Raw genomic sequence first — 12,947 nt, 5'->3', positions numbered from 1 at the left:
AGATGTTTGGTGGACTGTTTGATAAATTAAAAGAAGGTCTTACAAAAACCAGGGAGAATTTATCTAGTAAAGTGGCGGATATTTTAAAATCCACTGTAAAAATAGATGAGGATATGTACGAGGAGTTAGAGGAAGCCCTTATTACATCGGATATAGGTGTTGAGACTACTTTAAGTATAATTGAAAGTTTAAAGGCAAGGATTAAAGAAGAAAAGATTAAAGAGCCTTCAGGGGTTATGCCTTGTCTTAAAAATGTTATAAAAGATATGATGAAGTATGAAGAAGGAGAAGAGGTCTTCCCTAAAGTAATACTTATTATAGGAGTCAACGGCGTAGGCAAAACTACATCTATTGGTAAAATAGCCCATAAGTACAAAAAAGAAAAGAAAAAAGTTTTGTTGGTAGCTGCTGATACATTTAGAGCTGCGGCCATTGATCAATTGCAGATATGGAGTGATAGGGTAAACGTTGATATGGTGAAGCATCAAGAGGGGTCTGATCCTGGAGCAGTTGTCTTTGATGGTATTCAAGCTGCAAAGGCAAGAAATGCAGATGTGGTAATTTGCGATACTGCAGGAAGATTGCACAACAAAAAAAATCTCATGGATGAATTGTCGAAGATAAATAGAATTATATCAAGGGAAGCTAGTGATATGAAAATTGAGACCCTTCTAGTTTTAGATTCTACCACAGGTCAAAATGCTGTGGAACAGGCAAGACAGTTTAAAGAGGTCTGCAATATTGATGGAATTATTTTAACAAAATTAGATGGAACTGCAAAAGGTGGAATAGTTGTTTCCATAAGAGAGCACCTTAAAATTCCTGTAAAATACATAGGTGTGGGAGAAGGCATGGAGGATTTGCAGGCTTTTGATTATGAGAGTTTTGTAGAAGCATTATTTTAGCATTGTTAAGTAAAAATACTTGACACAATGAAAATGAGATGATATTATAATAAATGTGTTTAAGGTGATGTTTATGGATGAAAGAACTAAAATGCTTATTTTGTTTGATATATACGGAGAACTCCTTACGGAGAAACAAAAAACTATAATGGATTATTATTATAATGATGATTTGTCTTTGACCGAAATAGGGGAAAATGGCAAAATATCTCGTCAGGCTATTCATGACACAATTAAAAGATGCGAGAAACTGTTGATAAGTTATGAAGATAAATTGGGTGTTTTGCAAAAAAACATGCAGATAAAAAAGACCAAAGCTGAGATATCAAAAATGTTACATAGTCTAGAGTGCAATGATAATTTGGAAGTTATTAATAGCATAATTTCTAAGTTAGATGAAATTAATTAGGAGGTTCATATGGTTTTTGAAGGTTTATCAACAAAATTGCAGGATGCAGTGAAAAAACTAAAGGGCAAGGGTAAATTAACTGAGAAAGATATAAAGGAAGCCATGAGAGAAGTTAAATTAGCTCTTTTAGAGGCGGACGTCAATTTCCTTGTGGTAAAAAAGTTTATAAATACTGTTAGTGAAAAGTGTATGGGAGAAAGTGTTCTTGGAAGTCTTACACCTGGACAACAGGTAATAAAAATAGTAAACGAAGAACTTAAAAACCTTATGGGCTCAGAAGAGAGTAAACTAAACTTTTCTTCAAAGGGACCTTCAGTAATTATGTTAGTTGGTCTTCAAGGCGCAGGAAAAACTACTATGTGTGGTAAACTGGCATTGAATTTAAGAAAATCCAATAAAAGGCCTCTTCTAGTAGCTTGTGACGTGTACAGACCAGCGGCAATAAAACAATTACAAGTAGTTGGCAAGCAGATTGACATTCCTGTCTTTACAATGGGTGACAAAACGTCTCCTGTGGATATTTCAAAGGCGGCAATTCAGCACGCTATGAAAAATGACAATAATGTAGTAATAATAGATACTGCAGGTCGATTACATATAGATGAAGAACTTATGAATGAGTTATGCCAAATTAAACAAGAGCTTACGCCTTCAGAAATCCTACTTGTAGTAGATTCCATGACTGGACAGGATGCTGTAAATGTTGCTCAAAGTTTTAATGATAAATTGGATATATCAGGAGTAATTTTAACCAAGTTAGATGGAGATACAAGAGGCGGAGCAGCACTTTCTATTAGTTCTATGACTGGAAAGCCAATTAAATTTTCCGGTATTGGAGAGAAAATGTCAGATTTGGAGGTTTTCTACCCCGATAGAATGGCTTCTAGGATACTAGGTATGGGAGATGTGCTTTCTTTAATAGAAAAGGCACAACAGTCAATAGACGATGAAGAAGCTAAAAAACTTGGGAAACAGATGTTAACTGAAGATATTGACTTTGAAACCATCCTATCTATGATGAGACAGATGAAAAAGCTAGGACCACTCGGCAAAATTTTAGAAATGATGCCTGGTGTCAATGCCAAGCAGTTACAAGGTGTAGATCTCAGCAAGGGCGAGAAAGAAATCGAAAAGTTGGAGGCTATTATAAACTCCATGACATTAAAAGAGAGAAAGAACCCTTCCCTTCTTTCACAACCATCAAGAAAAAGACGAATTGCAGATGGTTCGGGGACTACTATTCAACAAGTTAACAAAACTATTAAAGACTGTGAAAACATGAGAAAAATGATGAAGCAAGCAAAGGGTATGCAAAAGAAGTCTAAAAAAGGCTTGTTTGGCAAATTTCCTTTTTAAATAATTCTTTGCTATTAGGAGGTGAAACATATGTCAGTTAAAATTAGATTAAAAAGAATGGGTGCTAAAAAAGCTCCTTTCTACAGAGTAATTGTTGCAGATTCAAGAGCTCCAAGAGATGGTAGATTCATAGATGAAATAGGATACTACAATCCAACAACAGAACCTGTTACAGTAAAAATCGATGCTGAAAAAGCAGCTAATTGGATAAAGAATGGTGCACAACCATCAGAAACTGTTAAGAGATTATTAGATAAAGTTGGAGTTTCTAAATAATTAACGGAGGCGCATCTCATATGAAAGAATTACTAGAGGTAGTAGCCAAGTCACTTGTAGATTATCCAGATAAGGTTGAGGTGAGAGAAGTTGCAGGTGAGCAATCCATAATTCTTGAGCTTAAAGTAGCAGAAGAAGATATGGGCAAGGTTATCGGCAAACAGGGTAGGATTGCAAAAGCAATCAGAACCATAATAAAAGCCTCAGCTATCAAAGAAAATAAGAGAGTAGTCGTTGAGATATTATAATGATGCTCTTTAAAGAAATAAGAGTTAGGTATCCTAGCTCTTATTTTGTATTCTCTAGGCTTATAATTTTGGAGGAATCGTATGAAAGAATTTTTAGTTATAGGTGAGATTTGTAAACCCCATGGTGTAAAAGGTGAGGTAAAAGTATTTTCCCTTACAGATAACCTAAGTAGGTTCAAAGAACTTGAAAGTGTTTTAATAAATAACAAAGAGTATGCAATAGAGAGCTGTAAACTTCAATCTGATAGAGTAATATTGAAACTTGAAGGCGTAAATTCAATGGATGAGGCTGAAAGATTTCGAAATGCTAAGATAATGGTGAATAGAGAACATGGCATAGAGTTAGATGAAGATTCATACTATATAGCCGATCTTATAGATTGTAAGGTTTTCGATGAAAACCGCCTTTATATTGGTGTGCTAGAAGAGGTAATTGAGACCGGAAGTAATGATGTATACCTTGTAAAGGATGATAAGAAAAAGGAAATATTAGTCCCTGCCATTGCAAGTATTGTAAAATCCGTAGACATTAAAAATGAAGAGATTGTAATACTACCAGTGGAAGAGTGGATGTGATGCAATGAGGATAGATATTTTAACCTTGTTCCCAGAGTATTTCAATGTGTTTGAGTATAGCATCATTCATAGAGCCATGGAAAAAGGTATTGTGGATATAAACACACATAATATAAGAGATTATTCTATTAATAAACATAAAAAGGTGGATGACTATCCTTATGGCGGTGGCGCAGGCATGGTGATGACACCACAGCCCTTAGCTGATTCTATAGAAGCTGTTAAAGCTGTAAACTCTGGTAGAGTTATATATTTGGGTCCTAGAGGAACAACCATGACTCAAAAAAAAGCTATTGAATTGTCAAAGGAAAAAGAGATAATCTTTTTGTGCGGTCATTATGAAGGCATAGATGAAAGAGTTAGGGCTTATATAGATGAGGAAATTTCTTTAGGGGATTTTGTTTTAACAGGGGGAGAAGCAGCCTGTATTCCCATAGTGGATTCAATATGTAGAATGATTCCTGGAGTTTTATCTTGTGAGGAAAGTTACAGCGATGAGTCTTTTTACAATGGACTTTTAGAATACCCTCAGTATACTAGACCAGAAGAGTTTAGAGGAATGAGAGTACCTGATGTTTTATTGTCTGGGCACCATGAAAATATAAAAAAATGGCGAAAGCAAATGTCCATAGACATAACAAAAAAATTTCGGTATGACTTGTATGAAAAATATATAAGCAATTTAAAATAGTGCTTACAGATATATAATATTAAAGAAAAAAATCTTGCGTGTGTAAAAACATTGTGATATAATATCAAATGTGCGAACCAGGCGGTCCTCTGTTGTTAACACAGCACGAACGTCAATAATGATAGGAGGTTGTACATATGTTTGAAATGATAAAAACAATAGAAGCTGAACAATTAAGACAGGATCTTGTAAACTTTGCTGTAGGTGATACTGTAAAAGTTCACATCAGAATCAAAGAAGGCGCAAAAGAAAGAATACAGATTTTCGAAGGAACAGTTATTAAGAGACAGAACGGTGGAATAAGAGAAACTTTCACTGTAAGAAGAGTTGCTTACAACTGTGGCGTTGAAAAGACTTTCCCAGTTAACTCCCCAATGATAAGCAAAATTGAGGTTGTTAGACATGGTAAAGTTAGAAGAGCTAAGTTATTCTACTTAAGAGACAGAGTTGGTAAAGCTGCTAAAGTTAAAGAAAGATTATAATGATTGGGGACTTTTTAAGTCCCTTTTTTGTTATTTAAAATTTATAGATATATAGAGAGGTGTTTTATATGCAAATACAATGGTATCCGGGTCATATGGCAAAAACTAAAAGAGCTCTCATGGAGAGTTTAAAGCTTGTGGACGCTGTCATAGAGATTAGAGATGCTCGAATCGTGAAGGCCAGTGCAAACCCAGACATAGAAAAAATATGTGAAAATAAGCCTAGAATTATCCTTCTTAATAAATGCGATTTAGCCAGAGATTCAGTGACTGACAAGTGGATTAAGTATCTCACTAGTGACAATGTAAGAGTTATAAAAACTAATAGCAATAATGGCAGTGGTCTTAGGGAAATTAAGCCTACTCTTGAATTGTTGCTAAAAGATAAAATTGAAAGGATGAAATCTAAAGGAGTTCAGAATTTTGTAATGAGAGTTATGGTAGTGGGCATACCCAACGTGGGAAAATCTTCTTTCATCAATAAAATGGCAAATAACAAAACTGCCCAGACGGGAGATAGGCCTGGTGTTACAAAGAGCAATCAGTGGATAAAGACGAAAGTTGGAATTGAGTTGCTTGATACTCCAGGGGTTTTGTGGCCAAAATTTGAGGATAAGGAAGTGGCGCTAAATCTTGCTTTCACTGGAGCCATAAAAGACGAAATAATGGATATTGAGGAACTGGCGTTGAATTTAATAAGAAAGCTGCAAGAAGATTATCCTGAATCCCTTAAGAATAGATATAAACTGGATGAGCTAGATGAAGATCCTCTAATAAATATGGAGGAAATAGCAAAGAAAAGAGGATGTGTTATGAGAGGCGGGATAGACTATAATCGCGTTTCTGTCATGATACTTGACGAATTCAGAGGCGGAAAACTTGGTGGAGTATCCCTAGATTATTTATAAGGAGTATGGATTATGTATAAAAATTTAAGTGAGATTCACAGTGCCAGCATATTAGATATAAAAAAAGCCATGGAACCTTATATGAACTGTATGGATAAGTATTACCACACTGATGAACTTAGATGCACATTAGAAGCTCTGTCACAGGATAAAAGAACTGGAGTAATTAAGATTCATAGTATGATTTTGAAAAGAAAATTGGATTTTGAAAATGAAATTCTAAGGGTTAATGGGCTGTACAACTTTGACAAGAAATACAATGTTAGATACTTGGCAGGAGTTGATGAAGTTGGCCGTGGCCCATTGGCGGGGCCTATAGTGGCTGCAGCAGTGCTCTTGGACCTTGAAAAAGTAATATGTTACATAAATGACTCAAAGAAAATAGTAGAAAGCAAGAGAAGACAATTAAGCAATTTAATAAAAGATTCTGCTATATCATATAATATTGTAGAAATTTCTAATGAAGGAATTGATGCAAAGGGAATAGGATATTGCAATAATGAAGTATTTATAAAAGCTGTAGAGGGCTTGTCTATAAGTCCAGATTTAATCCTTACGGATGGTTACTCCATAAAAAACTATGATAAAATCAAAAATGAGTTTGTCATAAAGGGAGATACTAAAAGTGCCAGCATCGCATGTGCTTCAATAATAGCTAAGGTATATAGAGACGACTTAATGAAAAAATACCACGAAAAATATCCTCAGTACGGATTCGATAAAAATGTAGGATATGGAACTTCGGAGCATATAAATGCCATTAAAAAGTACGGAAGCACAGATATACATAGAAAGAGCTTTCTTACAAGGATAGATGTTTAAAAACGGTAAGCATCTTCGAAAAAATTTAAGACTGTATTGTTATCATTATAGTTGAAGTATACTTCCATTACATCAAAGCAGAAGTTTTTAAATTTGATTTTTTTACTCAAAATGTAGTATTGAGCCACTGTGAATATCTTTCTCTTTTTTTGAAAATTCACCGCTTCACAGGGATAACCGTAATTATTACAAAATCTACTTTTTACTTCTACAAAGTGAATAGTAGATTTTTTTTCACATATAACATCAATTTCCCCTATTTTACAGGCAAAATTCATCTCTAAAATTTTAAAATCCCTATTCAAGAGATAATCCTTAGTTAAATTTTCTCCTTCAGAACCTATGTCTTTATTGAATTTTTTCATTTATATTTATCTCCTAGCCATTAAGTGTATTATTATGATAATTTATGTCTATAATTTAAGTATTGACTTGTAATTTTTATTTCATACCTTATTTATACAATATTTAATATTTGGAGGTTTATATGATAAGTAAAATTAAAAGTGCCACCTTTGTTGGCATAGATGGAAAAATCATAAATATAGAGGTGGATATCAGCCGTGGTTTACCTATATTTAATATAGTAGGGTTGGGAGATACGTCCATAAAAGAATCTAAAGAGAGAATAAGAGCAGCTCTCATTAATTCGGGATATAGCCTTCCTTTAGGGAGAATAACTATAAATTTATCTCCGGCATACATAAGGAAAGAGGGATGTATGTTTGATGTGGCCATTGCCTTAGGGATATTGATGAAATCACAGCAGGTTCCAGAGTTTGATTTAAGTGATGTATTAATTATGGGAGAGCTTTCTCTAGATGGATGTATAAATAGTGTAAATGGGGTGCTCCCTATGCTCTGTGAAGCTAGAAAAAGAGGAATTAATAGGATAATTTTGCCTAGAGACAACGAAAATGAAGCCACATTAATAAAAGAATTAGATATTTATCCCGTGAGCAATATAAATGAATTGATTCACCTGCTGACCTATAAGGATTTATTGCCTTATAAGCATAAAACAAAAATAAAACACGAAAACAATTACGTGGATTTTGCTGATATTCACGGCCAAAATGTGGCAAAACGGGCTTTGGAGATTGCTGCAGCCGGAGGACATAATATTCTTATGTTTGGACCAGCAGGTACTGGCAAGTCAATGCTAGCAAAAGCTTTCCCTGGAATTCTTCCTCCACTTACCTATGAAGAAGTATTAGAAGTTGTGAAGATAAACAGCATAACAGGAAGGATAAAAAACGATGAAGTGGATTTTTCACCACCCTACAGAGCACCACACACTAGCATAAGCAAATTTGCACTGCTGGGAGGTGGGAGAAAAACATTGCCTGGGGAGGTGTCCTATGCTCATAGAGGTGTTCTATTCTTAGATGAAATCCTTGAATTTAAAAAGGAGGTTTTGGAGGAGCTGAGAGGTCCTTTGGAAGAAAAATCTATCACCATAGATAGAGTAAATTCTACTTGCACCTACCCCTGTGATTTCATGCTCATAGGAGCAATGAATAACTGCCCTTGTGGAAATTACTTATCTGATGCTCCTTGCACTTGCAGTCAAAAAGAAAGGGTGAATTATCTAAGGAGATTGTCCTCTCCTATTTTAGATAGAATAGATTTATATTGCTCTGTGAATAAAATAAAATATGAAGAAATAGGGTACGAAAAAGGTGATAGCTCCAATGAAATTCGCAAGCGAGTAATAAGGGCTCGTGAGATTCAGAAAATTAGATTGCAAAAAGATAATATAAATCTAAATAGCAATATGACTAACTCTCTAGTAAATAAATACTGTAGGCTGGATGATAAATCAAAAAATATAATGGAAACTATGTTTAAAAAGTTCAACATATCCATGAGAGCTTACTACAGAATACTTAAGGTCTCAAGGACTATAGCCGATTTAAATGGGCAAAAAAATATTACGCCTCAGAATCTTATGGAAGCATTTAATTATAGAAAAGTAATGCCTACAGGGGACAAAGACATAGATTTAGTAAGAAAGGCATTATAATATTAGACGGTGATAAATATGAATATATATGATATATGGTTTTCAAAAATAAGCATGTATTGTGAGGAAAAATTAAAGCTAATAAAAGACTACAATAATTCACAGGAAATTTACAAAAATGTCACTAAAGGCGATTTGGTTTTGCCAAGAAATAAAACCGATGAAGCACTGTATTCCTTTGATAAGGTTGAATTAAATAAGGAATGTGAATACCTAATTTCTAAAGATGTACAAATTGTAAAGTATGGTGATGATAATTACCCTATTTCTTTAAAAGATTATAAGTATGCACCTGCAATTCTATATTATACCGGAGATATAACTGTATTGAATAATAGAACTTGTGTTTCCGTTGTAGGTGCTAGAAAAAGCACGCCTTATGGTGAAAAAGTAGCTAAGCATATAGCTAGAGATCTTGCTGCTAACGGAATTTGCGTGGTTAGCGGTCTGGCTAGGGGCATAGATTCTTGTGCACAAAGAGCGGCTATATTGTCAAAGGGTAAAACCTGTAGTGTCTTTGGGTGTGGAGTGGATGTAATATATCCACCAGAAAACATAGATTTATATAAAGACGTAAAGAACAATGGAGTCATAATTTCCGAGTATCCGTGCAGAACAAAACCCCTACCTTTTCACTTTTTAGAAAGGAATAGGCTAATAAGTGCACTTGCTGCTGCTGTAGTGGTGGTGGAAGCTGGTGAAAAAAGTGGAGCAATGAATACAGCCTCATGGGCAGCGGATCAAAATGTGCCTTTGTTTGCTGTGCCAGGTGATATTACATCTGCAACTAGCAAAGGGACTAATGAGCTTATACAAGAAGGCGCTAATATATTTCTTAAAATGTCAGATATATATAGTTTATTACATATGGAAGAAATAAAATCTTATAATTATTCCAACGACATACCAGAGAAGTATAAAAAGCTTTATAACGTTTTAAGTGACACCCCAGTTCATATAAATGAAATTATTAATAGAAGCAATATTGACATAATGTGTTTATATGAGTTATTATTTGAAATGCAGACTATGAATATTGTGAATTGTATAGATGGCAGTTTTTATGTTAGGGTAGAATAGTACATTAGTTTAAAATAAACATAGATTACTAAAATTATGGAGGGGAAATAATGGGACAGAAATTAGTTATAGTTGAGTCACCTACGAAGGTAAAAACCATAAAAAAATATTTAGGCAGTACTTACGTAGTTGAAGCAACCATGGGGCATGTTAGAGATTTACCCAAAAGTCAATTGGGTGTTGATATTGAAAATAATTACGAGCCTAAATATATTACAATTAGGGGAAAAGGTTCAGTACTTGAAAAATTGCGAAAAGAGGCAAAGAAAGCAGAAAAGGTCTATCTGGCAACGGACCCCGACCGCGAAGGAGAAGCTATATCTTGGCATTTAGCCCAAACTCTTAAAATAGAGGATAAAAAAATATTTAGAATTGAATTTAATGAAATTACAAAAACTGCAGTAAAAAATGCTATAAAGAATCCACGCACTATAGACGAAGATCTTGTGGATGCCCAACAGGCAAGAAGAGTTTTAGATAGACTTGTGGGATACGAAATCAGCCCTATACTTTGGAAAAAAGTAAAATGGGGACTAAGTGCTGGTAGGGTTCAGTCTGCAACTCTAAAGGTAATTTGCGATAGAGAAAAAGAAATCAACCAATTTGTTCCCGAAGAATATTGGACTATTGAGGCTAAGCTTAAAAATACATCTGGCGATACAGCTCTTTTCAAACTTACAACAAAAAATGGTAAGAAGCTAACTATAAATAATAGCGAAATGTGTTCCTCTGTGAGCAAAGAATTAGAGAATAAGGATTTTATAGTAAAAAATGTTTCTAAACAGATGAAGGAGAAATCTCCTCTACCTCCTTTTACAACTAGTACCTTACAACAGGATGCCAATAGGAAGTTAGGCTTTACAACTCAACGTACCATGATGATAGCTCAAAAGTTGTATGAGGGAATAGATATAAAGGGGCATGGCACAGTAGGTCTTATAACTTATATGAGAACAGACTCAGTTAGAGTTTCTAGTGAAGCTCAGAGTATGGCACGGGATTATATCCTTGAAGAGTACGGAAAAGAGTATGCACCATCAAGTGCCAATGTGTACAAAAGTAAGAAGGATATACAAGATGCTCATGAAGCCATTAGACCTAGTGATGTGTCCATAACTCCAGAGTTAGCTAAAGATTCTATGAAATTAGAAGAGTACAAGATGTATAAACTAATTTGGTCAAGATTTGTTGCGTCTCAGATGAGCAATTGTAAGTACGAAAACACGTCAATTGACGTGGTAAACGGAGACTATGGTCTAAAGACCACCGGCAATATTATTATTTTTAATGGTTTTACAAAGGTTTATGAAAATAATTCTGATGAGCTTGCAAAGGCTATACCAGTTTTTCAACAAAATGAAACTTTACATTGTGTAAAAAAAGATAAGATTCAGCATTTCACACAGCCACCAGCTCGATTTACAGAGGCCAGTCTGATAAAAGCCATGGAGGAAAATGGCATAGGAAGACCGAGTACCTATGCACCTACAATAGGCACTTTGCTTGGAAGAAAGTATATTGAAAGAGAGAAGAAAAACTTAATACCTACGGAATTGGGCTTCATTGTAAACGATATAATGTCTCAATATTTTGCGAACATAGTAGATGTTGAGTTTACAGCTTGCATGGAGGAAAAGTTGGATGAGATATCAGTAGGAAACCTTCAATGGAAATCCGTAGTAGATGAGTTCTTTACTCCAGTAAAGAAATTGATTGAAGTGGCTGAAAATGAGATTTCAAAAGTAACCATAGAAGATGAAGTTACAGATATAAAATGCGAGAAGTGCGGAAAATTCATGGTGATTAAAAAAGGTAGATATGGAGATTTTCTTGCTTGCCCAGGGTATCCAGAATGCAAAAACACTAAACCCATTGTAGAGGAAATAGACATTCCATGTCCAAAGTGCGGTGGCAAGGTGCTAGTACGAAAAAGCAAGAAAGGCAATAAATTTTATGGATGTAGCAATTATCCAGAATGCAATTTTGTAAGTTGGTATGAACCTACCAATGAAAAATGCCCAGTTTGTGGGGAAATAATGGTAAAGCGATTTTCAAAAGCTAAGGGTGATTACCTAAGCTGTAGTAATCCGGAGTGCAAATATAAACAAAATTCTCAATAAACAAGTCAGCAAATGTATTAAATTGTAAAAATAAATTATGATTATTAGAATAATATTATATAAATTTAATAATTGGGTATAATTATAATATTAGTTTGTATTGTAAACATGAAATTAATGTGTTATTATATGATGTGTGTCAGACAATGTGAAATATTGAAAATTGTTATGCAAATAATCATGTATTAATATATTAATTTTATAAAAATTAGGAGGAATAAAATGACACTACTTAACAAAACAAGAATGCTAAATAAAATACTACAAAAATCGGGAAACGACCCAGTATCTTTTACTGACATATGTACTTTACTAGGTGATATACTTGAATCAAATGTATACATAGTGAGTAGAAAAGGTAAAATACTTGGTTATAGTCTTTCAAGCACATTCAAAGGCAGTGATGAACAAAAAAATTCAGAGGATCAAGTAAGATTTTCTGAGGAGTTTAACGAAATGATGCTTACAAAGGACGAAACAAGCGAAAATTTAAAAGGGAATGGATACACTCTTTATATAGGAGAGAATCAACATGAAATCACTGATAAAATTTCTACTATGATTCCCATCGTAGGAAATAGAGAGAGACTTGGAACTTTACTTCTTACAAGACAGGAAAAAGAATTTACAGAAGAAGATTTAATTTTATCTGAATACAGCACAGCCATAGTTGGCATGGAGATCCTTAGATCTAAGAACCTTGAGATGGAAGCTGAGGCAAGAAAAAAAGCTATAGTTCAATTGGCTATTGGAACTCTTTCATACTCAGAACTTGAAGCTGTAGAGCATATATTTAGAGAACTTGATGGTAGCGAAGGACTTTTAGTTGCATCCAAAATAGCAGATAAAGTTGGAATTACTAGGTCTGTTATAGTAAATGCCCTTAGAAAGTTTGAAAGTGCTGGAGTAATAGAATCTAGATCTTTAGGTATGAAGGGAACTCATATCAAAATACTTAATGATAAATTGATGGATGAGTTAAACAAAATAAAATAACATAACATAAAGGGGATTGGATGACAATCCTCTTTACTATTTAAAAAGATTT

Annotated in this window: 15 protein-coding genes; 14 read left to right on the top strand and 1 reads right to left on the bottom strand. The window is 34.2% G+C overall.

Annotated elements, in window-relative coordinates; translation table 11 throughout:
• The first annotated feature begins 2 nt into the window (after positions 1 to 2).
• The 10 genes from ftsY to BUA73_RS00380 all read left to right on the top strand — a co-directional run bounded on the left by ftsY (position 3) and on the right by BUA73_RS00380 (position 6,673).
• Positions 3 to 905, top strand: coding sequence for a signal recognition particle-docking protein FtsY (gene ftsY / locus BUA73_RS00425; protein ID WP_072901080.1), 903 nt, complete (start codon positions 3 to 5; stop codon positions 903 to 905).
• Between the two features lie 73 nt (positions 906 to 978).
• Positions 979 to 1,314, top strand: a complete 336-nt coding sequence (locus BUA73_RS00420) for a putative DNA-binding protein (protein WP_072901078.1) — start codon at positions 979 to 981, stop codon at positions 1,312 to 1,314.
• 9 nt (positions 1,315 to 1,323) lie between these two features.
• Positions 1,324 to 2,670 carry a signal recognition particle protein gene (ffh, locus tag BUA73_RS00415; RefSeq protein ID WP_072901076.1) on the top strand — a complete coding sequence of 449 codons (1,347 nt, stop codon included), beginning with the start codon at positions 1,324 to 1,326 and terminating at the stop codon, positions 2,668 to 2,670.
• A gap of 30 nt (positions 2,671 to 2,700) precedes the next feature.
• Positions 2,701 to 2,946, top strand: coding sequence for a 30S ribosomal protein S16 (gene rpsP / locus BUA73_RS00410; protein WP_072901074.1), 246 nt, complete (start codon positions 2,701 to 2,703; stop codon positions 2,944 to 2,946).
• Positions 2,947 to 2,966: 20 nt separating this feature from the next.
• Entirely contained in the window at positions 2,967 to 3,194 is a 228-nt protein-coding gene (locus BUA73_RS00405) for a KH domain-containing protein (RefSeq protein ID WP_072901072.1), read from the top strand.
• 81 nt (positions 3,195 to 3,275) lie between these two features.
• Positions 3,276 to 3,770, top strand: coding sequence for a ribosome maturation factor RimM (rimM, locus tag BUA73_RS00400; protein ID WP_072901070.1), 495 nt, complete (start codon positions 3,276 to 3,278; stop codon positions 3,768 to 3,770).
• Positions 3,771 to 3,774: 4 nt separating this feature from the next.
• Positions 3,775 to 4,461, top strand: coding sequence for a tRNA (guanosine(37)-N1)-methyltransferase TrmD (gene trmD, locus BUA73_RS00395; protein WP_072901068.1), 687 nt, complete (start codon positions 3,775 to 3,777; stop codon positions 4,459 to 4,461).
• A gap of 137 nt (positions 4,462 to 4,598) precedes the next feature.
• Positions 4,599 to 4,943 carry a 50S ribosomal protein L19 gene (gene rplS / locus BUA73_RS00390; RefSeq protein WP_072901066.1) on the top strand — a complete coding sequence of 115 codons (345 nt, stop codon included), beginning with the start codon at positions 4,599 to 4,601 and terminating at the stop codon, positions 4,941 to 4,943.
• A 68-nt stretch (positions 4,944 to 5,011) separates the two neighbouring features.
• Positions 5,012 to 5,851, top strand: a complete 840-nt coding sequence (gene ylqF, locus BUA73_RS00385) for a ribosome biogenesis GTPase YlqF (protein ID WP_072901064.1) — start codon at positions 5,012 to 5,014, stop codon at positions 5,849 to 5,851.
• Positions 5,852 to 5,863: 12 nt separating this feature from the next.
• Positions 5,864 to 6,673, top strand: coding sequence for a ribonuclease HII (locus BUA73_RS00380; protein WP_072901062.1), 810 nt, complete (start codon positions 5,864 to 5,866; stop codon positions 6,671 to 6,673).
• Here BUA73_RS00380 and BUA73_RS00375 read toward each other — a convergent pair.
• A complete protein-coding gene (locus BUA73_RS00375; protein WP_072901060.1) occupies positions 6,670 to 7,038 on the bottom strand; it encodes a YraN family protein in 369 nt (122 codons plus the stop codon). The genes BUA73_RS00380 and BUA73_RS00375 overlap by 4 nt on opposite strands.
• 122 nt (positions 7,039 to 7,160) lie before the next feature.
• Between BUA73_RS00375 and BUA73_RS00370 the strand changes: the two genes are divergently transcribed.
• The 4 genes from BUA73_RS00370 (at position 7,161) to codY (ending at position 12,895) form a co-directional block, all read left to right on the top strand.
• Complete coding sequence (locus BUA73_RS00370) at positions 7,161 to 8,699, top strand: YifB family Mg chelatase-like AAA ATPase (RefSeq protein WP_072901059.1); 1,539 nt, start codon at positions 7,161 to 7,163, stop codon at positions 8,697 to 8,699.
• Positions 8,700 to 8,717: 18 nt separating this feature from the next.
• The gene (dprA, locus tag BUA73_RS00365) at positions 8,718 to 9,779 is read left to right on the top strand and encodes a DNA-processing protein DprA (protein WP_072901057.1); all 1,062 of its coding nucleotides are present in this window, start codon (positions 8,718 to 8,720) and stop codon (positions 9,777 to 9,779) included.
• Positions 9,780 to 9,829: 50 nt separating this feature from the next.
• Positions 9,830 to 11,899: a type I DNA topoisomerase gene (gene topA / locus BUA73_RS00360; protein WP_072901054.1), complete on the top strand. Its 2,070-nt coding sequence runs from the start codon at positions 9,830 to 9,832 to the stop codon at positions 11,897 to 11,899.
• A gap of 222 nt (positions 11,900 to 12,121) precedes the next feature.
• The gene (gene codY / locus BUA73_RS00355) at positions 12,122 to 12,895 is read left to right on the top strand and encodes a GTP-sensing pleiotropic transcriptional regulator CodY (RefSeq protein ID WP_072901052.1); all 774 of its coding nucleotides are present in this window, start codon (positions 12,122 to 12,124) and stop codon (positions 12,893 to 12,895) included.
• The last annotated feature ends 52 nt before the right edge of the window (positions 12,896 to 12,947 follow it).

Source organism: Hathewaya proteolytica DSM 3090, assembly GCF_900142225.1.
Classification (GTDB): domain Bacteria; phylum Bacillota; class Clostridia; order Clostridiales; family Clostridiaceae; genus Hathewaya; species Hathewaya proteolytica.
Note: the sequence above shows the minus strand (reverse complement) of the source record. Positions and strands in the feature narration are given on the sequence as shown.